Here is a 21,030-nt window from a genome sequence, read left to right as displayed (position 1 = left end):
TCGTTTCGACACGCAAACGGACCGATCGTCGGAGACTCGAACGGCGATCAGACGTCCGTTTCGATCATCTCGTGGTACGGGCACGCGATTTCGTGCGTTCCACTGACGGACTCGAGGTCCGGGTGCGCCTCCCACTCGCTGCAGTCTTCCTGTGCGATGGGACAGCGCGTGTGGAACTTGCACCCGCTCGGCGGATCGAGCGGCGACGGAACCGACCCCTCGAGGATGACGCGATCGCCCTGCCAGAGCGGATCGGGTTCCGGGATCGCAGACAGCAGTGCGTGCGTGTAGGGGTGATACGGCGGCGTGAAGATTTCCTCGGCCGTCCCGACTTCGACGATCTCGCCGAGGTACATCACGGCGATGCGATCGGCAATGTGTTCGACGACCGAGAGGTCGTGGGCGATGAACAGGTACGAGAGGCCGAACTCGTCCTGGAGGTCCTCGAGCAGGTTGAGGATCTGTGCCTGCACGGAGACGTCGAGTGCGGAGACGGGTTCGTCACAGACGACGAAGTCGGGGTCGACCGCGAGCGCGCGGGCGATGCCGATCCGCTGTCGCTGGCCGCCGGAGAACTCGTGTGGGTAACGGTTGGCGTGACTCGGCTTCAACCCGACCGTATCGAGAATCTTCGCGATGCGAGCGTCCCGCTCTTCACCGTCGGCGATCCCGTGGACGTCGAGTGCCTCGCCGACGATGTCGTTGACGGTCAATCGGGGGTTCAGACTGGCGAAGGGATTCTGGAAGATGTACTGCATCTCCCGACGCTTTTCCCGGAGGTTCGAACCCGACAGGTTGGTGATGTTCTCGCCCTTGAAGTAGACGTCGCCCTCCGTGGGCGCTTCCAGCTGGAGGAGCGTGCGACCGAGCGTACTCTTCCCACAGCCGGATTCGCCGACCAGGCCGAGGGTTTCGCCTTCGCGAACCTCGAGGTCGACGCCGTCGAGGGCGCGAACCCACGACCGGTTGCCGAGCACTCGATCGAGAAAGCCGTCGGCGTTGCTGTAGTACTTCGTCAGTCCGTCCGTCCGAACGAGCGGTTGGCTACTCATGAGTCCCCTCCGTCCGTCATGACTTCTACCTGGTAGGACAGTTCACCCTGGAGGTCGCCCGTGTACGCCAGACACGACGCGGCGTGTTCCTCGTCGTCGGCTGGGTTCGACGAATTTCCGGTCTCGGTGTCGACGAGTTGCGGCTCTTTTCGGCTACAGCCCTCCTCGGCGTACGGGCACCGCGGGTGGAAACTACAGCCCGGCGGCACCTCGACGAGATCGGGCATCGTCCCCGGAATCGTCTCGAGACGGTCGCGCCTGTCACCGATTCGAGGGATCGATCCCATCAGTCCGACCGAGTAGGGGTGTTTGGGCTCGTAGTAGAGGTCCTCGACGGGTGCTTTCTCGACCGCCTTGCCGGCGTACATCACCATCACGCGGTTGCAGATCTCGGCGACGACGCCGAGGTCGTGCGTGATGAGCTGGATCGCCGTGTCGAAGTCCGACGCCAGTTCGTCGAGCAACTCGAGGATCTGCGCTTCGATCGTGACGTCGAGTGCGGTCGTGGGTTCGTCACAGATGAGCAGGTCGGGATCGCACGAGAGCGCGATCGCGATGACCGCACGCTGTTGCATCCCGCCGGAGAACTGGTGGGGGTAGTCGCTGTATCGCTCCGCGGGGTCGGGGATGCCGACCTCGGCGAGCATCTCGATCGCCTGCTCTTTGGCTTCCTGGTCCGAGACGTCCTTGTGCGTGCGGATCCCCTCGGCGATCTGCTCGCCGACCGTGTAGACGGGGTTGAGCGCCGTCTCGGCGTCCTGGAACACCATGGCGATCTCGTTCCCCCGGATGCGGCGCATCTCTTCGGGGCTTTTCTCGAGGAGGTTCTCACCCTTGAACAGGATTTCCCCGCCGACGATCTCGCCGGGGCTCTCGATGAGTCCCATGACCGACAGGCTCGTCACGCTCTTGCCGGCACCGCTCTCGCCGACGATGCCGAACTTTTCACCGCGGTCGATCTGATAGCTCACGCCGTCGACCGCGCGAACGGTTCCGTCCTCAGTGTAGAACTGCGTAACTAGATCGTTGACTTCGAGTAGTGCCATCTATTGCATCCTCTGTTTCGTTGCGGTGTCTCCCTGTGGGTCGAGCGCGTCGTTGATTCCGTCGCCCATCAGGTTGATAGCGAGCACGAACACGACGATGGCCAGGCCGGGGAAGACCGACACCCACCAGTACCCCTGTGCGATGGTGTCGCGAGTGCTCGAGAGCATCGTCCCCCACTCGGGGGTCCCCGGCGTGAGACCGAGCGAGAGGAAGCCGAGCGCGGCCGCAGAGAGGACGACGGTCCCGATCGACAGCGTCGCCTGGACGATGACCGGTGCCATCGCGTTCGGGACGACGTGCCGGAAGATGATCGAGCGATCGGTCGCGCCGAGCGCTTTCGCCGCGAGTACGTACTCGTTTTCTTTCACGCTCAGTACCTCACCGCGGATGAGACGGGCGTAGCTGATCCAGCCGGTGATCGTCAACGCCAGGATCAGATTCCAGAACCCCTGTCCGAGCACTGCGATGATCGCGATGGCGAGGACGAGAAACGGGAACGCGTAGAGAACGTCGACCAGACGCATGATCGTCTCGTCGACCCAGCCGCCGAAGTAGCCGGCGATTGAGCCGAGCGGGATCCCGATGAACAGGGCAAGGACGGTCGCGATCAGCCCGATCGTGAGGCTGTACCGGGTCCCGACGAGCACGCGCGAGAACAGGTCTCGTCCCGACCAGTCGGTTCCCATCAGGTGTTCGGCGCTCGGGGGAGCGTTCGGCGCCCCGACGAACATCCGGCCGGGATCGTACGGCGTAATCGAGAACGGCTGCAGCGGAAGCGACATGCCGGCGACGTCGACCGTTATCGGCCGGGCGAAAACGGCCACGAGAGTCATAAGTGCCATGACGCCGACGCTGAGCATCGCGAGCCGGTTGCTCTTGAACCGTCTCCAGGCGTACTCCATTCTGCTGGTACCGCCTTCGGCTTCGGCCTCGGTCCAGCCCGAGAGGGAGTCTCGGTTACGCACTCGTTCGGCGTCGAATCCAGTGATTCGGATTCGACCTCGCTTCGACGTCGTATCTCGTTGTTTCTGCTTCATTCTTAGTATCTGATCCGTGGGTCGAGCCACGAGTAGACGATATCGGCCAACAGGTTGGCGACGACGATCGCGACGCCGGTCATCAACACGCCCGCCTGAATGATCGGGAAGTCACGCTGACTGATAGCCCTGACGAGAAGTCGTCCGAGGCCAGGCCACGAGAAGACCTGTTCGATGACGACCGCCCCGTTGATGATGAACGCGATCTGGATCGCCGCGACGGTGACGACCGCGATCAGCGAGTTCCGAAGGACGTGCTTGAAGATGACCGTTCGTTCGCTCAGCCCCTTCGCGCGTGCCATCCGAACGTACTCCTTGTTGAGTTCCTGGAGCATCGACGACCGGACGAGACGCATGATCAGCGACGCGGATGCAGTCCCGATGGTCACGGAGGGCAGGATGAGGAATTTTAGCTTCGCTGCGCTCAACAGCGGGGCGTCTGGCGGAATCACCCGGAAAATCCCGAGGTTGACGCTGAGAACGAGGATCAACATCAGACCGAGCCAGAAGTTCGGCGTCGCGATTCCCAGCAGGGCGGCGATGCGACTGGCCTCGTCGGTGACGGTTCCGCGTTTGACTGCGGCGATGATCCCGGTCGGAATGCCGACGCCCAGACCGATCAGCCACGAGAAGAGACCGAGCGCGATCGTGTGGTCCAGTCGCGAACTGATCTCGTAGGCGACGTCGCGGCCCGAGATGATCGATTCGCCGAAGTCCAGGACGATCACGTCCTGAAGCCACAGCAGATACTGTTTCCAGATTGGCTCGTTGAGGTTGTACTTGTCGTACAGCTGTTTTTCCGCCTCGGGTGAAACGTTCGTAAACTGGAGTATGAATTCGATCGGATCACCCGGGATCATCTGTATCAATCCAAACGAAACCATCGTTACCCCGACCAAGACGGGGATAGAGACGAGGATGCGTTTTACAATGTACCGTGAGAGGCTCATGGTTTGATAGACAAGGGGAAGGGCGCTTAGAGTCCGACGCTACTCTTCGAGGATTTTGAGGAGTTCCTCGTTGTCGAGCGCGAATCGCTCGGCAACGGGCGAAATCGGGCCGTACGCTGGGACGCCGATTCCGTTGTAGACGGTGTCGATGATCTGTTGGCGCGGGATCAGGAGGGACACTGCGCGGCGCACCTTGGCGTTAGTGAACGGCTTGTGCTGGACCGGGGGAATGAGCATGTCGAAGCCGCCAGTCGTCGTACTCTTTGCCACGATTTCGTCGTTATCGTCCAGCTCCTGGAACGACGCCGGGGGCGGACTCACGACGTGGACGTCGCCGGCCTCGAGGGCACTCTGTCGGACCGAGGATTCGACGATGATGCGGAACTGGATCGTGTCCGGTTCGGGTGCGCTGTCCATCAGTTCCTGCCCCCAGTAGTCGTCGTTGCGCGAAATCCGGTAGAGTTCGTCGGGCTGGTACTCCTCGTGCATGTACGGGCCGGTCCCGATCGCTTCCTCCTGCAGGTCGACGGCACCCTCCCCGCCGTACTCCTCTTCGATGGCTTCGAAGGGGACGATGAGCGCGTTGCCGACGTTGAGCAGGAACGGCGCGTAGGGTTCGGCGAGTTCGATTTCGAGTTCGTAATCGTCGACGACTCTGATTTCGCCGTCCTCGCCGAGCCAGTCGTAGACGTCGGCCTCGCGCGGCGTGCCCTTGTACCGCTCCATCGAGGCTTTGACGTGTTCGGCGGTCAGCTCCTCGCCGTTGTGGAACTGGACGCCCTCACGGAGGGAGAAGGTGTACGTAGTGTCGTCTTGCTGCTCCCAGCTTTCTGCGAGAAGCGGCTGAGGCTGACCCGAGTAGTCGACGTCGACGAGACCCTCGAAGATGAGGCCCGTTACCTGAGACGACGTGGTGTCGTTCTGCTGGACGGGGTCGAAGTTGGCGGCGTCGGCACCGACGGAGGCCTTGAGTTCGCCGTCGCCGTCCGGGTCGTCGAACGTGATGGCGGTCTCCGCCGCCACGTTGTAAATCGTCGAGAAGCGCGTGCTGTCGAACGGAGAGACCGTCCAGTTGCCGAGTGCCTCCTTGCGGTGGGCGATGAGTTCCTCACCGAACCGGACGAAGCTAAGCGGCGATTGCTTGGCGACGACCTTCTGGAGTTCCTTGTACACCTCGACTCGAGCCTCGGGATCGGTCTCGGTCTTCCCCTCTTCGATGAGGGAGTCGAGTTTATCGTTCGCGTAGTGGTTCGTGTTACAGCACGCCGGCGTGTGGAAGTCCGAGTGCAGTAGGAAGTTCACGTAGGCGTCCGGGTCGTATCCGGCGCTCCACCCCAGCGCTGCGAGGTGGTTCTCCTCGGCTGACTCCTCGCTGAGAACGACCTCCTGGTAGGTCGTCCACTCGTACTGCTGCAGTTCGAGGTCGAAGTACTCCGTGTCTTCGAGCACCTGCTGGACGATCTGTGACCACTTGACGCGCTCGGGGTTCTCGTTCGTGACGAGGTCGGCTTCGTACGGCGGTTCGAAGCCTTCTTCCTCGAAGCCCTCCTCGAGCAACTGTAGTGCTCGTTCCTTGTCTCCGTTGTCGTTATCATTGCTCTCACCGCCGAGACAGCCTGCGAGTGCTATCGCACCGGCGCCTCCAACGCCTTGGAGGAGTTTTCGTCGGTTAACAGTCCGTTCCGTCTGCGTGTGATCCCGCACCATGGATACGAAATGTGAATCACAAATATAAATATGTATTGCTTCCCCTCCAAGCAATTCTTACCCCGTTTAATATACCATTGGGAAAGGGAAGAAGCGTATTGATATCCGGGTAACCGTGATACAATCTCGAGTGAAAATCACGAAATGCTTCAAGAAATAGGAAACTGTGTGAAGCGGAAAAGCAAAATACCAGTTCGAGAGGTTGGCATTACCCCTTCGAAGAGGACTGTACGTGTTCAGGTCCTCTCCCCGAGCGCGTCGGACCACCGGTTCCGACTCCAACCGAGACGACAGGCGATCACCGGACGTCGGGGCGTTCAAATTCCGATCGGACGGAACCGATGATGGATCCGTACGGAAGACCTAACGATCGGCCCACGAGACAGCCGCCAAGAGGGCGAATCCGCCCGGCGACGAGTGGGACGGACGTCTCTCGAACCCAGGACGGGTCGGGAGCCGACCCCAAATTCTGCGCCGTGATTCCAGGCCGGGCGTCGTAGGGGAAGCCAACCGACCGTTAATCGCCTTCTTCGTCGACGATGACGACCTCGCCGTCGACGACGTCGACGTTGATCAGCGTCTTGACCTGATACCCGGCGTCGTCGACCTTGTTCTCGCCGCCGACCTTCTTGATGACCGCGACGGTGTCGATGACCTCGGCACCGATCTCGTTGAGCGCGTCGAGGACCGACGCGAGCGTGCCGCCGGTCGAGAGCACGTCGTCCAGGACGAGCACGCGCTCGCCTTCGCGGACGTCGTTGATGTACATCTCGTTCTCGGAATAGCCCGTTTTCTGGGAGATGGCGACCTCGTCTTCGAGTCCGTACTGTCGTTTGCGGATCACCGTCAGCGGAATGTCGGTCATCAGCGAAACCGCGGTCGAGATGTGGATGCCCATCGCGGCCGGGGTGACGATCCGATCGACGTTCTCGAGTTCGGCTTTGCGAATGATCCGGATGACGATTTCGCGCAGCAGTCCCGGATCGAGTTTTGGGACGCCGTCGCTGATCGGATGAACGAAGTAGTGGTACCCGTTTTTCTCGATGATCGGCGCCTCGAGAAGCGACCGTTTCAACTGATCCATGTCGTCGGTCGGTCGGTAGCGGAGTAAAAGTTGACGATACCGACGAGCAAACGTGAGACACCCACACACCCGTCGAAGTCAGTCGTCGGCGCCGTAGCTCAGTTCCGGCGGCTGCTCGCCCTGTCCGACGCGCATGTTCCGCTCGTGGTAGATGTGGACGATCGCGGTGACGGTGAACGTGACGGCGATTATCGCCGCCCACGTCAGATCCGATAGCAGCGTCATGGGGTAGATCCTGAGCCACAGCGCGGCGACGAGCGCGCAACTGATCGCGCCCAGCGAGAGGTACAGTTCCCGCCACGCGAACTCGCTTCCCGGCACGATTTCGAGGTAGACGCTGATGTCCCGCGTCCGATCGGTCGGCTCGATGACGCCCCGATCGGAGTCGAACTCGAGGATGCCGGCCGTGTCCATCTTCGGCAGGTGCGTCTGCTGGAGGGTCGTGTAGACGCGCTTTCGCTGCTCGGGGGTGACGCCGTCGAGGGTGGTCTCGTACTCCCAGGCGGCGATCTGCTGGGCGAGATCACCGAGTTCGACGGGACGGCCGTCCTGTTTCAGGAACTGGAGCACGTAGCGCCGCCGCTGGTTTCGAAGAACTTCGAAAACTTCGCCTTTCGAGAGGGGGCCGTCGGGTTCGTTGCGCTGTTGCTGGGCCACCACAGATCACCTCTTCGCGCCGGTCAAATCCGGACGTACACCCATTAATTCGTGGCAGGATCGCCACCTATATAATTCTCCTGACTGGTCAGCAGCCGCGACGATCGTCGGCCACTCCGCCGACGATTAGTCGCCGAGTATCGCCGCGATCGAGGCAGCGATCTCGCCGCCGAGCCCGGCCTTCGTCCCCTCGTATCGTGCGGCGTCATCCTCGTGGACCAGTACCGCGCGCGTTCGATCGGCCCCCATCACGCTCGCGTCGTTGGCGACGACGAACGCGAGGCCGACCCGGTCGAGCGTCTTCCGGGCGGCCTCGATCATCGCCCCGTCGTCGCCCGACGTTTCGGCCTTGAATCCGACGATCGGCAGGTCCGGGTACCGGTCGCGGACCTCGTCGATGACCTTCGGCGTCGGCTCGAGGTCGAGCGTGATGTCCTGACCCGACCGGAGCTTCTCCGGACTGGTCTCGACCGTGTAGTCGCCGATCGCAGCGGCCGACACCAGCGTGTCGGCGTCCCCGCAGGCGTCGATCGTTGCCGCGAGCAGGTCGTCGGCCGTCTCGACCTCGCGGACGTCGGCGTACGGAACGTCGCCGCCGGAGCGCGCCGACTCGCGGGAGACCGGTCGCGGGCCGACGACCCCGTGGACGAGCGTCACGTCGGCCCCGCGGGCGTAACAGGCCTTCGCGACGGCACGGCCCATCCGTCCCGACGACCGGTTCGTGAGCACCCGGACCGGATCGATCGACTCGGCCGTCGCACCGCTTGTGACCACGACGTGCTCGCCCGCGAGCGGCCGATCGTCCGCGGCGCGGGCGACGTCACAGACGATGGCTTCCTCGCTGGCGATTTTGGCCTTGCCCTCCTCGATGCGCGGGTCGACGAAGTCGACGCCCCACGCCTCGACGGTCTCGATCGCCTCGAGGACGCCGGGGTGATCGTACATCGGTTCGTGCATCGCGGGCGCGACGACGACCGGCGTACCGGATCCGAGCGCGGTGGTCGCACAGGTCGTCACGGGCGTGTCGTCGACGGCCCCGGCGATCTTGCCGACCGTGTTGGCCGTCGCGGGCGCGATCAGCAGGACGTCGGCCCAGCCGTCGTATCCGCAGAGGTCGACGTGTTCGACGCGCCCCGTGATCTCGGTCACGACGTCGTCGTCCGTGGCGAACTCGACCGCCCACGGGTGGACGATCCCCCGGGCGCTGCCGGTCATCACGGCCCGCACCTCGGCTCCCTGCCGCCGCAACTCGTGGGCCAGTTCGACCGTCTTGACGGCCGCGATCGAGCCCGTCACCCCGAGCGCAACGTTGACTCCCTCGAGCATCTGGTTGAATTTCTCACGGTAGCGTGTTAAGAGTAGCGAGCCCCCGGGCACTTCTCGGACACGATCGACAGCCGATCGCGCCGGTTCGTTTATCCCTCGTTTCGGGACCGCGGACACTGTCCGAAATCGCGAAACGAAGCCGAACGCCCGTCCCGATCAGTCCCGATCGACGCTCGGGTGCATCGTCGGTTGCTCGTCGAGCGGTTCCGAGAAGGCCTCGAGAATCCGCTCCCGTGCCTGCTCGTCCCGTTCGCGGCGTTGCGCGTCGCCGATCTCCTCACAGCCCGGCGGCACCTCTCGGCCCCGACCGGTGAAGTAGCCCTCGGGGACGACCCAGTCGTGGTAGAAGTTCACCTCGGAGTCGTGGATAACCGCGAGGCCGACCTTCGCCCCGTGACCGGCGGCCACGATCGCCTGGTGGGGTTCGTCCGCGATGCGGCCCGCCGCGTAGACCCCTTCGACGGCCGTCCGGCCGGCCTCGTCGACCGCGACGAGGTGCTTGCTGCCCCGCTGTGTGCGGCCGACGTCCAGCGGTTCGAGGTAGTCGCTGTCCGCCCACGAGGCGGCGAGCACGCGGCGGGTCTCGATCGGCTCGCCACCTTCGGTTTCGAGGACGAACCCCTCCTCGGGAGCCGTTTCGTCGCCGGTGTCACCGGCCTCTCGCGATTCCGGCGGCGTCGCGCTGTCGATCGGGGCGGCGCGCGTGACCCGGCCCAGTTCGAACGCGGCACCCGCGTTGCGGGCCTGCTCGCGGGTCAGTTGCAGGTAACGGCGGGCGTCGACCCCGTCCGGGAAACCGGGATAGTTCTCGAGGCTGGCGTTGCGCGCGAGGATCGATTCCCCGCCGTCGACGACGAGGGTGTCCAGTCCGGCCCGGGCGGTGAAGATCGACGCGGCGAGTCCGGCGACGCCGCCACCGACGATACAGACGTCTCGCATGACTATCAGTTGGTCACCGCGCGTATAGAAGAATTTGGCCTTGTTGAAACCGTTCAGGTCTGACACGTTAAACGCCCAAATGGCGCTGGTGGATTACGGCCAGTCGGTCGGGAGTCCTTCTTGCTGGTCGTCAATCAATGTGAGAAGCGGCTCAATTTCACCGAAGCGGGGCCCGCGGGTAATTGTCCCAGTCTGGGAGTCCCAGTTGATGAACCCCGCGTCTGCCAGAGCAGGCAAATGAGTGTGGTGGAGTTCAATTTTAGGCGAGTCGTGATTGCCCTCCCCTACGGCGAATTCTTCGGCCTCGAATTCAGCCGCAGTCCGTGGATTGTGATCGGCCAGTTCCAAGAGAATCCGTCGCCGGGAACCGTGGGTGAGCACATCGAAGACCTCGCTTAGTGATGTCTTGTCCGTCGAGGCCGGATCGTCGTTTGCCATGCAGGTTTCAGTCCGGAGCAACTACGAGTAAGGGTGTTCACTGACGAGTCAAGCCCTTTTATTTCCCGTGGAAGTTAATCACCACCACGCTCCGCAACTGCCGAGGAGAGCAACGTCGTTTCGAGAACTTTCTCGTTGGCACGCCGAATGCGGGCCGAGACCGCCTGTTTTGTAATACCGAGTTCGTCCGCTAACTCGTCGAGACTCACTTTGCTCGGCGTCGCAAAGTAGCCTCGCTGAACTGCGAGCACTAACGCTTCCCGTTGTTCGAACGAAAGATCGAACTGTCGTCGGTGATCGGTCTCCTCGGCGAACGTGTAGATACGGTCGATATGGATTCTGACCTCGTGATCAGCCAAGGTGTTTTGAAACAACGCCAACTTATCGTGATCCACAAACCGAACGCTGAACTCCCATCGCGTTCCCTGCTCGGAGCGTGCTTGGAGGATAGTCGCGTCTGACATAATGATCGCATCGAGGAGATCCTCTGTAGGATCTGTCCACGAGATTCGGTAGAATATTCCGTTTTTTATCTTATCGAGAGCCAGAATTTTCTTGACATACGGACTGTCGAGGAGTTGCGTTTCAAACGTTTCCACCACCTCGTCGAGGTCTTCTTCTGTGGTAGCCCACAGGAACGGGAGAGCAAGGTCTCCTGTTGGGACACACCGTTCAAGTTCAAAGGTGATACCCGGTACGCCCGAGAGGGTGTCACCGAGTTGAAACTGGTCTGCATCGACAGTGAATTCGGCGACGACACTCATAGTGTCGGTATGCGCCCAGCGGCATAGACCTCACCGGTGAACTCATCACTGGTTTGATTGCAGATGACCGCTGGGTCACTGTCTCGTAACGCTCTCTGTGAGCCGATTAGTTGGAGAGATCGATCTCAATATTGTAGACAACGCACCTGATGACGAGTTCACGGAACTGTTTCCACCAGTACCGTGACCGTACGAAGGCACCGTACTTCCGTTTGAGAGCGGAATTAACCGTTTCACTTTGACTGCGGTGCCCGTAGAGATCAGTGTCCATCCGCGCATTCCACGCGTAGTGGAGTGAGGTGAATTCCCGATGCTTGATGAGTGGACGTATCTCATATTCCCGTGCGAGCGATCGGATTGTCTGGTCGTCGTATCCCTTGTCTCCGAGCAGGATACGGATGCTGTTGCGATTGCGCCTGATGAGTGATGGAGCGATCTGTGAATCGTGTTTTCGGGTCGTTGTGACGTGAATATCAAGGATAGCGTTCGCTTTGGTATCGATCAAGAGTGTGACTTTCAACTGCTGGATAGTGAGTTTCGCTCGTTTCGTATAATGCTTGGATGCATAGCTTCGATCGAAGCCTGACGCGTCAATGCTGACAACACCATTGGTTGGGAGCAACGCGACCGAGAGATTGAGAAGCACACGCCACACAGCCATCTCAAGGCGATGGAACGCTTTACACAGTATTGACGGCGATGGAATTTCAGCGAGACCAATTTCGTTTCTAATACGTGGCATCTCGATGAGTTCGTCAAGAAGTGTACGGTATGACGTGTTCTTGCGGATTTTCAGACAGAGCAGAACGATGTGTTGGTGGAGCGTGTAGCGTTGCTTCGAGAACTTGGAGGAGTATCGGGCCGTAGCTCGTTGAGCTAAGTGAAATGCCTTCTCTACGAATTGAAGCAACCTTGATTTTGGGAGAGTCTGCATTCGGTCAACCCACTACTCGAAGCTGTAACTCTCCGAGGATTTCAACAGAGCCAAGAATTTCCATCGACTCCGTCGGCGTCGAAACTCGTCGCTCTCGAAGCCCGCTACGGCGTCTCGAGTCCCCGGCGTCGAGACACGTTCCCGAAGAAGGGGAACCGAATACCATTATATCGTCTCGAAAATGGTACCGGTATCGGTTACATTTAAGATGGCGAATGTGGTAATAGTCGGCATGTCACACTCGACGTCCGTCTCGTCCCGTCCGCTTCAGGCGCGAAAGCGGGCGATAATAAAGACCCTGGGCTATCGGCTCCTGATGGTCGCGATCACGATCGCGGTCGCCTGGGTCGTCGTCGACGACGCTCGGGCCGCCATCGACATCGGGATCGTCGCTAACGTGGTGAAGACCGGCACCTATTACACCTACGAACGCCTCTGGGACCGGATCGCCTGGGGACTCTTCGCGTAGGTATCGAGATAGCCGTCGTCCCGATCGATCACGTGTGTTTCGTGGCTCGAGCGCGGAACTCGCCGTCGGAACGGTGGAGGTAGCCTTTGGCGAGTCGTGCTTCCGCCTGACGGAGGCGATAGGAAACCGTCGATTGCGGAACGTCGAGAACGTCCGCGAGTTCGCTGACGGTGATGTCCCGCGGCGTCTCGTAGTAGCCGTGTTCGATCGCTGCCCGGAGCGTTTCCCGCTGTTCTCGCGGAATCGACACCGACGCCAGCGAGTCGTAGTTCAACTGTTCCGCGTCACAGAGTCGGCCGAGGGTGAAGCGAATCCCGTCGTCGAGGTGCGCTTCGGCCTGCTCGCAGAACACGTCGACGTTCTCGTCCGACGGCATGAGCAAGCGCCAACTGTGACAGTTGCCGCGTCGCTGTGACTGAAAGATGACGCCGAGATCGAGGTGTCGAGCCGCAAGGGCCATCACGGAATTGCAGGTGTGCGTCCGTTTCACAAACGAGTACAGAACGAGCGTCGTCGAGGGGCGTTCGAGTATCTCGTGCTGTCGAATCGCTCGGCAGTCCGACGACGTTATTTCCTCTCTCGGCGTGTCCCCGTCTAACCTGATGCGTTCGATGCGATCGAGCGCCGCCGAGGGCCCCACGAATCGATCGATCAACCAAAACCGATCCCGCTGAATGCAACTGCCGATGGAGTCCGCCGTCAGCGTCGGATACTCCATGAATACGTCCATCAGGGGACAGGCTCCGTCCTGATATCCGAGTTCGAAGGTGAGTTCTCGCATGTGATAACAACACTCATGGGACACTAAATATGTGATACTATTTCATACGATAGGTACGAGTATCCGTAAGTGTGCGACTGCTCGAATTTTTCTCTCGCACTCGAGCAGCGAGACTGCTGTTCCGTTCGAGTCGGATAACGAGGTCCGTGACGTTTGCCCATCTCGCCGGCGGCCTTCGAGTTCGGAATCGGTTGGTCTGTGCCAATTCAGGTTATATGTAAGCCGCTTACCTGCGATGGCGTGCAGGATGATCGAACGACGTACGTTCCTTCGGACGGCCAGCGCGATCGCGATCGGGTCGGCGCTTGCAGGATGTTCCGGGGAACAGGACGACGACGAACAGGACGCCAACGGATCTAGCGACGACGCCGACGGATCGGGCGACGGCGACGTCACCGAGGTCGACGTCGGCCCGGAAGGACGCCTCCGATACGAACCCGAAGAGGTCGAAATCGAGGTGGGAGACACCGTTCGGTGGACCGCGTTGAGCGAAGGGCACAACGTTACGAGCCATCCGGACGCGTCGCCGAAATGCGAAAATCCGGACGATGCCGACCCGTTCACGTCCTACGAAGGCGACGACCACTTCGCCATCATGGACGTAGACGAAACGTTCGAACACGAGTTTGCCGTTCCGGGAGAGTACGTCTACGTCTGTACTCCCCACGCCGGACAGGGAATGGTTGGAACGGTGATCGTCACCGAGTAGCGGTTGGTGTGGACCAGCCGATGTTTGATATTGGTTACCACAAACAGTACACCGCATGTCACAGCAGCAATCGAGTGAGGGAGAAGGGTCAGACGGTGGTTCGCTACGCGACCGGTTCGTCGAACGACGGCGGTTTCTGATGGCAACGGGGTCGCTCGCCGGCGTCGGCGTTCTCGCCGGCTGCGGAGAGAGCGGCAACGGTGACGCGGAAGCCGAAGGAGAGCCGACACAGGACGAAGGGGAGGACGAAACGGAGGACGAGGGACCGGCTCTCGAAGAACGGTATCCGGGACTGCGGATTCTCTCGCCGGAGCCGGAAAACGCAGAGGCCGCGGCCCGAGAGACGTACGCGGAGTACATCACGCCGCGTGAGGAACACTACATCCGGAACCACTACCCGACTCCCGAAATCGAGGAGTCCGAGTGGACGGTCTCGCTGACCGGCCTCGTCGACGAGGAGGTCGAACTGTCGATGGAGGAGATCAAACACTCCTTCAGCACCGACTCGGTCACCCACACGATGCAGTGTGCCGGGAACGGCCGATCGTACTTCGAGCCGCAAGTGGGCGGGAATCAGTGGACCTTCGGGGCCGTCGGGAACACCGTCTGGACGGGGACGCCCGTCTCGGAAATCCTCGAGTACTACGGGGCGGAGACGAGCGGGGAGTACTTCCTCACGGTGATGGGCGGCGAACACCCGGAGGGCGAGGACGTCTTCTGCCGGTCGATCCCGATGGAGAAGGTGATGGACGATACGCTGTTGGCGTACAACATGAATGGCTCGCCGGTGTCGCCCGACCACGGGTTCCCAGTTCGGCTGCTCGTTCCGGGCTGGTTCGGCTGTAACAACGTGAAGTGGCTCAACCGGATGCACGTCATGGAGACGATGGTCATCGGCGAGGAGTGGGAAGAGGAAGGCGCTCCCGAAGACGGACAGCGGACCTACACGCACTGGCAGCAGTACTCCTACCGCATCGTCCCCGAGGAAGACACCAGGGCGGAACACTATGAGGACATTCCGGTCTACGACACGCGCGACCAGATGGAGCGGACCGACGAGATCCGCAACGCCTACATGTACGATCAGGTCGAGAAGTCGATCATCGGCTATCCGGGCGAGGGCCAGACCGTGTCACCGTCGCCCGCGGGAACCGTCGAAATCATCGGCGTCGCGTGGGCCGGGGACGACGGCCTCAACACGGTCGAGGTGTCAACGGACGGCGGCGACACCTGGGGAGAGGCCGAGTTCTTCGGCCCTGTCGACGGCAACGCGGGCTGGCGGCAGTTCCGCTACGTCTGGGAGGACCCGTCGTCGGGCGAGCACACGCTCGCCTCTCGGGCGACCGACGAGCGCGGCTACACGCAACCGGCAACGATCTCCGACCCCGACGACCAGCTCCGCAGCATCGAGGACGACCAGTACCCGTGGAATCAGAGCGGATACGGCAACAACGCCTACATGCCCCACGCCGTGGACTGCACCGTCGAGGAGTGACCATGATCGAACCCGGCCAAATCGCGATCGTCCACCTGACCGGTCGCCTCGTCGACGGTCCGGACGCGGGACAGATATTCGAGACGACCGACGTCGACGTCGCCCTCGAGGAGGGAATCTATCACGACAACCGCGACTTCAAGCCCCTCGAGTTCCGCGTCGGCGAGGGCCACGTGCTGCCGGGGATCGACGAGGCCGTGCAGGGGATGTCCGAGGGCAACACGCGAACGGTCGTCCTCGATCCCGAATCGGCCTACGGCACCGTCGACGAAAGTGCCGTGGTCACGGTCCCCCGGGACGAAATCGAGGCTCGTAGCGACACCACGGCCGAAGTGAACGAACTCGTCGAGAGCAAGACCGGCGAGGTCGGCTGGATCGTCGACGTGGCCGACGACGAGGTGACGATCGACTTCAATCACGAACTCGCCGGCGAACGCGTCGAGTTCGAAATCAACGTGCTGGAGACGCACGGCTCCGAGACCGGTCACGACGTCGATCCCGCCGACGGGATCGGGACCCCCTGATCGGTGCCGTCCGTTGGCGGGTGCCGTCCGTTCGCACCAGTCGGCAGGGAGCACCCGGTCGCGGGGGGACCGCCGCCGGTCGCCTGGAACGGGGTCGATTCGTTCTCGGATCGATCCCGGGTCGGACGGCTCTCGGTTCGGGGATAGCAATCCTTACTATCGAACCGCCCCTACACGGCTCCCGTGGACAGAATTCTCCTCAGCACGCTCGCCTACCGCCCCCCCGAGGAGGTCTTCCCGCACGTCCGATCGTTCACGGACTACACCCGGTACACGGACCACCTCACGGAGGTCCGGGTGCACGGCGACGGCAGCGTCGGTTCCGTCTACGATCTGGTGCTCTCCTGGTGGAAACTCACCTACACCGCCCGATCGAAGGTGACGGACGTCTCCCCGCCCAACTCGCTGCAGTGGCGACTGACCAAGGACATCGACGCTCGCGGAGAGTGGCGAGTCGAACCGGAACCCGAATCGGCCCCGACGGACGCACCGACGGCCAGTCGAATCTACTTCGACGCCGTCTACGACCCGTACTCCGCGGACAGGAGTTCGATCTCGCTCCCGCGATTCGTCTCGCTGGACTGGGTCGTCGACAGGGTCGAACCACGACTCATAGACGAGGCCGAGACCGTCGTCGAACGACTGGTCACCGATATCGAAGGGCGACGACGCGACGTCGAACTGACGATCCACGAGATGCCCTGACCCGATCCGTCACCCTGCGGGCCCCACGCAAACTCACTTCCCGCTCGCCCGAGTACACTGACTACATGAGTCCGATCGGTCCGCGCCGACCGCCCTCGACCACCCCCCGTCGATCGCCCGCGTCCGTCCCCCGTCGATCACGCCCGATCGACCGGAGTGAGGTGACCCTCGCGTGCGGGTGATCGTCGTCGGTGCCGGCGAGGTCGGCACCAACATCGCCGCCAGTCTCGACGACGATCACGACGTCGTCGTCGTCGACATCGACGGTGAACGCGTCGAATCGGTCACCTACTCGCACGACGTTCTCGCGATCGAGGGCGACGGCACGTCGATCGAGACGCTCGAGGAGGCGGGGATCGACGGCGCCGACCTGGTCATCGCCAGCACGGACGTCGACGAGACGAACATCGTCGTCTGCGGGGCGGTGAAGGCCGTCTCCGATCCGTTCACGATCGCTCGCGTGCGGGAACCGGGCCTGTTTCACACGTGGCAACGATCCGAGCGGGCGTTCGGCGTCGACTTCATGGTCTGTACCGACCTCCAGACCGCACGGACGATCGTCCGGATCGCCGGAATGCCGGGAGCCCGCGACGTCGAACTCTTCGCGAACGGACTCGTGACGATGGCCGAGTTCGAGGTCCACTCCGACAGCCCGGTCGCGGGCGAGACCGTCGCCGAGGCCGATCGCTACGAGTCGTTGACCTTCGCGGCGATCATCCGGGACGACGACGTCGTCGTCGCCCGCGGGGAGACGGCGATACGGGCCGGCGACGCCGTCGTCGTCATCGGCTCCGAGGAGAACGTCCGCGGGTTCGCAGGAGCGCTGACGCCCGCACCGACGATCGAAGATGTGGACGAGATCGTCATCGTCGGCGGTACCGAGATCGGTGCCCAGGTGGCCCGGCTCTTCGAATCGAGGGGACTCGAGCCGCGACTGGTCGAACAGGACCCCGACCGGGCACGGGAACTCGCCGAACGCCTCCGCAACACGCTGGTCCTCCAGAGCGACGCGACCGACATCGACTTCCTCGTCCGGGAACACGTCGCCGAGTCCGACATCGTCGTCGCCGCCCTCGAAGGCGACGAGCGGAACCTGCTCGTCTCCCTGCTCGCGAAGCGGATCGGCGTCGATCGCACGATCGGCGTCGTCGAGGCCGGCGAGTTCATCGACATCTTCGAGACCGTCGGCATCGACGTCGCGGTCAATCCGCGCCTCGTTACTGCCGAGGAGATCACCCGATTCACCCGCGAGCAGCGCACCGAACGGATCGCGATGCTCGAACACGATCGGGCGGAGGTGCTCGAATTCGAGATCGAGGCTGCGAGTCCGCTGGCGGGGACCCGGATCCAGGAGGTGATGGCCGACCTGTCCGATCGGGTCGTGATCGGGGCGATCGCGCGAGACGGAGAGCTGATCACGCCGCGCGGCGAAACGGTGCTCGACGCCGGCGATCACGTGGTCCTGTTCGTCGATACCGAGGTCCTCGACGCGGTCGTCGCGTACCTGTGACGGTGCGATCCGGTCGACCGGCTAGAACGTGTACTCGTGCTCGCCGTCCTCGCTCTCGAGAAACGCCGCGAGGAGGTCGATCGTCGCCGCGACGTCGTCGACGTGGGCGGCCTCGGTGACGGTGTGGAGATAGCGCGTCGGAACGGAGATCGCTCCGACGGGTTTCGCGCCCGCCGAGAACTGGAAGCCGGCGGTGTCGGTGCCACCGGCGGGCAGGATCTCGTGCTGGTAGTCGATTCCCTCGTCCTCGGCGACGGCTTTCAGCCGGCGGTGGACCTTGGGGTTCGTGATGACGCTCGAGTCCTTGAGCTTGATCGCGGTCCCCTCGCCGAGGTCGGTGACGTGATCGCCGTCCTCGAAGCCGGGGACGTCGTTGGCCACTGTCACGTCGAGTGCGATCGCGAGGTCCGGATCGACGTCGACGCCCAGCGCGCGAGCGCCGCGCAGGCCGACCTCCTCCTGGACCGTGGCACAGAAGTGGATCGTCACGTCGGGATCCTCGATCCGGCGCGCGGCCTCGAGCATCGCGAACAGGCAGACCCGATCGTCCAGCGCCTTGCCGGTGATCGTCTCGCCGACGCGCTCGGTGGATTGATCCATCGTCACGAGATCGCCGGGCGAGACGCGCTCGGCGACCTCTTCGTAGGGGAGGCCGACGTCGACGGCGACGTCGTCGACCTCGGGAGTCTTCTCGCGTTCTTCCTCGTCCAGGGTGTGTGGCGGCGGCGAGCCGATCACGCCCGGCAGATCGCCGTCCTCGGTGTGGATCGTCACCCGCTGTGCCTTGAGGACGCGGGCGTCCCAGCCGCCGAGCGCGTCGAGTTCGACGAAGCCGAATTCGTCCTCCTCGCCGCGGACGTGGCGGACCATGAACCCGATCTCGTCCATGTGGGCCGCGACGGCGACCGAATAGTCCGATCCGCCCTCGAGCGTTCCCACGACGTTCCCCATCGCGTCGGTCCGGACCCGATCGACGCTGTCGTCGAATTCCTGGAGAACGAGTTCTCGAATCCGGTCCTCGTAGCCGGGAACACCACTCGTCTCGGTCAGTTCGGTGAGCAGGTCGAGATCGAACGAAGCCGTTGACATGCTCTCACGTGAGTCGCTCCGGGCTATAAGCGCGTGGAAAGCGGGTCTGTCATCCGCATCACGCGAGAGAGGGTTCATCACCCGCATCACGTGGAAAGCGGGTCGCCCGCAGATCGGGCCCGTCATCCGTATCTCGGCCGAGACGGCCTGTCGAATCGTTCCAGGATACCGTATCAACGATCGTGACGGTTAAAATGTGAACCGCGGAGTATTAACCGGTCGGACTGCTACGGTGGATCATGAGCGACGTACGTGTGGCAGGTGTCGGCCTGACACCCTTCGGGAATACGCCCGAACGGACGAGTCGGGATCTCTTCGGGGAGGCGAGTATCGAGGCGTTCGCGGACAGCGGCGTCGAACGGGACGACGTCGACGCCCTCCTCTACGGGAACTTTATGGGTGAACTCTCGGAACATCAGGGCCATCACGGGCCGCTGATGGCCGAAGCGGCGGGCGTCCGGGCACCCGCGACCCGCTACGAGTCAGCGTGTGCCTCGAGCGGCGTTGCGATCCGTGACGCGGTCAAGCGGATCCGCAACGGCGAGGAAGACGTGATCCTCGTCGGCGGCGCGGAGCGGATGACCAACCTCGGGACCGCGGGAGCGACCGAAGCGCTCGCGATCGCGGCCGACGACCTCTGGGAGGTCCGGGCCGGAATGACCTTCCCCGGCGCGTACGCGCTGATGGCACAGGCCTACTTCGCGGAGTACGGCGGCGAGCACGAAGACCTGGCACACATCGCCGTCAAGAACCACGAGAACGCGCTGACAAACGAGAAAGCCCAGTACCAGAGCGCGATCGAGGTCGAGGACGTCCTCGAGGCTCCGCAGGTCTCGAGTCCGCTCGGTCTCTACGACTCCTGTCCGATCTCGGACGGCGCGGCGGCGGTCGTCCTCACGAGCGAGGACTACGCCGAAGAGAACGACCTCGACGCACCGGTCGCGATCACCGGCACCGGCCAGGGCGGCGATCGGATGGCCCTGCACGATCGCGAGTTCCTCGCTCGCTCGCCCGCGGCACGCGAGGCCGGCGAGGAGGCCTACGCCGAGGCCGGCATCGACGCAGGCGACGTCGACGTCGCGGAGGTCCACGACTGCTTTACGATCGCGGAGGTGCTCGCGATCGAGGCGCTCGACCTCGAAGGGGTCGGCGAGGGGATCTCGGCGGCCCGCGACGGCCGGACGACCGCCGACGGCGAGACGCCGATCAACCTCTCTGGCGGCCTGAAGGCGAAGGGCCACCCCGTCGGTGCGACCGGGGCCTCCCAGATCGCCGAGATCAGCAAACTCCTCGCGGGAATGCACCCGAACAGCGAGTACGTCGAGGACGCGGATACCGGCGTCGCCCACAACGCGGGTGGCACGGTCGCCAGTGCGACGGTTCACGTCCTGGAGGTGGTAGAATAATGAGCGACAGCGAGACCGGCGTGCAGGACGCGGGGTTCGACGACTGGATCGACGCCGTCGAAGACGACGACGCGTACTACCTCGAGTGTCCCAACGAGCACGGATCGCTGCCGCCGCGTCGGGTCTGTCCCGACTGCGGGTCGACGGACCTCGAAGCGGTTTCGCTCCCCGAGACGGGCGAGATCGAGACGTTCACCGTCACGCACGTCCCGACACCCGCCTTCGAGGACGACGCCCCTTACGCCACGGCGATCGCGAACTTCGGCCCCGTGCGGATCACCGGGCAGGTAGTCGGCGTCGATCTCGAGGCGATCGAACCCGGCCTCACCGTCGAGATCGAGATTTCGGTCTCGGAGACGACCGGCGAACGAGTGCTGGCGTTCTCGCCCGCGTAACTCCGATCGACG

Annotated in this window: 21 protein-coding genes and 1 pseudogene; 8 read left to right on the top strand and 14 right to left on the bottom strand. The window is 62.9% G+C overall.

Features of this window, described 5'->3' with window-relative positions:
- Positions 1 to 86: 86 nt before the first annotated feature.
- The 12 genes and pseudogenes from MUG98_RS01535 to MUG98_RS01480 form a co-directional block, all read right to left on the bottom strand.
- Positions 87 to 1,052: pseudogene (locus MUG98_RS01535) on the bottom strand (ABC transporter ATP-binding protein); the annotation flags it as partial.
- Positions 1,049 to 2,098: an ABC transporter ATP-binding protein gene (locus MUG98_RS01530; protein ID WP_265110428.1), complete on the bottom strand. Its 1,050-nt coding sequence runs from the start codon at positions 2,096 to 2,098 to the stop codon at positions 1,049 to 1,051. The gene MUG98_RS01530 and the pseudogene MUG98_RS01535, both read right to left, overlap by 4 nt.
- A complete protein-coding gene (locus MUG98_RS01525; protein ID WP_265110427.1) occupies positions 2,099 to 3,136 on the bottom strand; it encodes an ABC transporter permease in 1,038 nt (345 codons plus the stop codon).
- A 2-nt stretch (positions 3,137 to 3,138) separates the two neighbouring features.
- Positions 3,139 to 4,086, bottom strand: a complete 948-nt coding sequence (locus MUG98_RS01520; RefSeq protein ID WP_265110426.1) for an ABC transporter permease — start codon at positions 4,084 to 4,086, stop codon at positions 3,139 to 3,141.
- A gap of 39 nt (positions 4,087 to 4,125) precedes the next feature.
- Positions 4,126 to 5,793 carry an ABC transporter substrate-binding protein gene (locus MUG98_RS01515; protein ID WP_265110425.1) on the bottom strand — a complete coding sequence of 556 codons (1,668 nt, stop codon included), beginning with the start codon at positions 5,791 to 5,793 and terminating at the stop codon, positions 4,126 to 4,128.
- Positions 5,794 to 6,310: 517 nt separating this feature from the next.
- Positions 6,311 to 6,877: a hypoxanthine/guanine phosphoribosyltransferase gene (gene hpt / locus MUG98_RS01510; RefSeq protein WP_265110424.1), complete on the bottom strand. Its 567-nt coding sequence runs from the start codon at positions 6,875 to 6,877 to the stop codon at positions 6,311 to 6,313.
- 78 nt (positions 6,878 to 6,955) lie between these two features.
- Positions 6,956 to 7,534, bottom strand: a complete 579-nt coding sequence (locus tag MUG98_RS01505; RefSeq protein WP_265110423.1) for a DUF7344 domain-containing protein — start codon at positions 7,532 to 7,534, stop codon at positions 6,956 to 6,958.
- A gap of 126 nt (positions 7,535 to 7,660) precedes the next feature.
- Positions 7,661 to 8,860: a bifunctional phosphopantothenoylcysteine decarboxylase/phosphopantothenate--cysteine ligase CoaBC gene (gene coaBC, locus MUG98_RS01500; protein ID WP_265110422.1), complete on the bottom strand. Its 1,200-nt coding sequence runs from the start codon at positions 8,858 to 8,860 to the stop codon at positions 7,661 to 7,663.
- A 156-nt stretch (positions 8,861 to 9,016) separates the two neighbouring features.
- Entirely contained in the window at positions 9,017 to 9,799 is a 783-nt protein-coding gene (locus MUG98_RS01495; protein WP_265110421.1) for an NAD(P)/FAD-dependent oxidoreductase, read from the bottom strand.
- 93 nt (positions 9,800 to 9,892) lie between these two features.
- Complete coding sequence (locus MUG98_RS01490; RefSeq protein WP_265110420.1) at positions 9,893 to 10,237, bottom strand: helix-turn-helix domain-containing protein; 345 nt, start codon at positions 10,235 to 10,237, stop codon at positions 9,893 to 9,895.
- Positions 10,238 to 10,311: 74 nt separating this feature from the next.
- Positions 10,312 to 11,001: a helix-turn-helix domain-containing protein gene (locus tag MUG98_RS01485; RefSeq protein WP_265110419.1), complete on the bottom strand. Its 690-nt coding sequence runs from the start codon at positions 10,999 to 11,001 to the stop codon at positions 10,312 to 10,314.
- 106 nt (positions 11,002 to 11,107) lie between these two features.
- The gene (locus MUG98_RS01480; protein WP_265110418.1) at positions 11,108 to 11,935 is read right to left on the bottom strand and encodes an IS5 family transposase; all 828 of its coding nucleotides are present in this window, start codon (positions 11,933 to 11,935) and stop codon (positions 11,108 to 11,110) included.
- A 232-nt stretch (positions 11,936 to 12,167) separates the two neighbouring features.
- Between MUG98_RS01480 and MUG98_RS01475 the strand changes: the two genes are divergently transcribed.
- The gene (locus MUG98_RS01475; protein ID WP_265110417.1) at positions 12,168 to 12,404 is read left to right on the top strand and encodes a DUF2061 domain-containing protein; all 237 of its coding nucleotides are present in this window, start codon (positions 12,168 to 12,170) and stop codon (positions 12,402 to 12,404) included.
- Between the two features lie 28 nt (positions 12,405 to 12,432).
- On the opposite strand, the gene MUG98_RS01470 is transcribed toward MUG98_RS01475, so the two are convergent.
- Positions 12,433 to 13,185: a helix-turn-helix domain-containing protein gene (locus MUG98_RS01470; protein ID WP_265110416.1), complete on the bottom strand. Its 753-nt coding sequence runs from the start codon at positions 13,183 to 13,185 to the stop codon at positions 12,433 to 12,435.
- 247 nt (positions 13,186 to 13,432) lie between these two features.
- Between MUG98_RS01470 and MUG98_RS01465 the strand changes: the two genes are divergently transcribed.
- From MUG98_RS01465 to trkA, 5 genes are all read left to right on the top strand, one after another.
- Positions 13,433 to 13,894 carry a plastocyanin/azurin family copper-binding protein gene (locus MUG98_RS01465; protein WP_265110415.1) on the top strand — a complete coding sequence of 154 codons (462 nt, stop codon included), beginning with the start codon at positions 13,433 to 13,435 and terminating at the stop codon, positions 13,892 to 13,894.
- Positions 13,895 to 14,033: 139 nt separating this feature from the next.
- Positions 14,034 to 15,389 carry a sulfite oxidase gene (locus MUG98_RS01460; RefSeq protein WP_265110414.1) on the top strand — a complete coding sequence of 452 codons (1,356 nt, stop codon included), beginning with the start codon at positions 14,034 to 14,036 and terminating at the stop codon, positions 15,387 to 15,389.
- A 2-nt stretch (positions 15,390 to 15,391) separates the two neighbouring features.
- Complete coding sequence (locus MUG98_RS01455) at positions 15,392 to 15,913, top strand: FKBP-type peptidyl-prolyl cis-trans isomerase (RefSeq protein ID WP_265110413.1); 522 nt, start codon at positions 15,392 to 15,394, stop codon at positions 15,911 to 15,913.
- A 183-nt stretch (positions 15,914 to 16,096) separates the two neighbouring features.
- Entirely contained in the window at positions 16,097 to 16,618 is a 522-nt protein-coding gene (locus MUG98_RS01450) for an SRPBCC family protein (RefSeq protein WP_265110412.1), read from the top strand.
- Positions 16,619 to 16,790: 172 nt separating this feature from the next.
- On the top strand, positions 16,791 to 18,128 hold the full coding sequence (gene trkA, locus MUG98_RS01445) for a Trk system potassium transporter TrkA (RefSeq protein WP_265110411.1): 1,338 nt from the start codon (positions 16,791 to 16,793) through the stop codon (positions 18,126 to 18,128).
- 21 nt (positions 18,129 to 18,149) lie between these two features.
- On the opposite strand, the gene MUG98_RS01440 is transcribed toward trkA, so the two are convergent.
- Positions 18,150 to 19,217 carry a M42 family metallopeptidase gene (locus MUG98_RS01440; RefSeq protein ID WP_265110410.1) on the bottom strand — a complete coding sequence of 356 codons (1,068 nt, stop codon included), beginning with the start codon at positions 19,215 to 19,217 and terminating at the stop codon, positions 18,150 to 18,152.
- A 239-nt stretch (positions 19,218 to 19,456) separates the two neighbouring features.
- Between MUG98_RS01440 and MUG98_RS01435 the strand changes: the two genes are divergently transcribed.
- Both MUG98_RS01435 and MUG98_RS01430 read left to right on the top strand, forming a co-directional pair.
- Entirely contained in the window at positions 19,457 to 20,623 is a 1,167-nt protein-coding gene (locus MUG98_RS01435) for a thiolase domain-containing protein (RefSeq protein WP_265110409.1), read from the top strand.
- Positions 20,623 to 21,018, top strand: a complete 396-nt coding sequence (locus MUG98_RS01430; protein WP_265110408.1) for a Zn-ribbon domain-containing OB-fold protein — start codon at positions 20,623 to 20,625, stop codon at positions 21,016 to 21,018. Before MUG98_RS01435 ends, MUG98_RS01430 begins: the two co-directional genes overlap by 1 nt.
- The last annotated feature ends 12 nt before the right edge of the window (positions 21,019 to 21,030 follow it).

The organism is Halosolutus halophilus (genome assembly GCF_022869805.1).
Classification (GTDB): domain Archaea; phylum Halobacteriota; class Halobacteria; order Halobacteriales; family Natrialbaceae; genus Halosolutus; species Halosolutus halophilus.
Note: the sequence above shows the minus strand (reverse complement) of the source record. Positions and strands in the feature narration are given on the sequence as shown.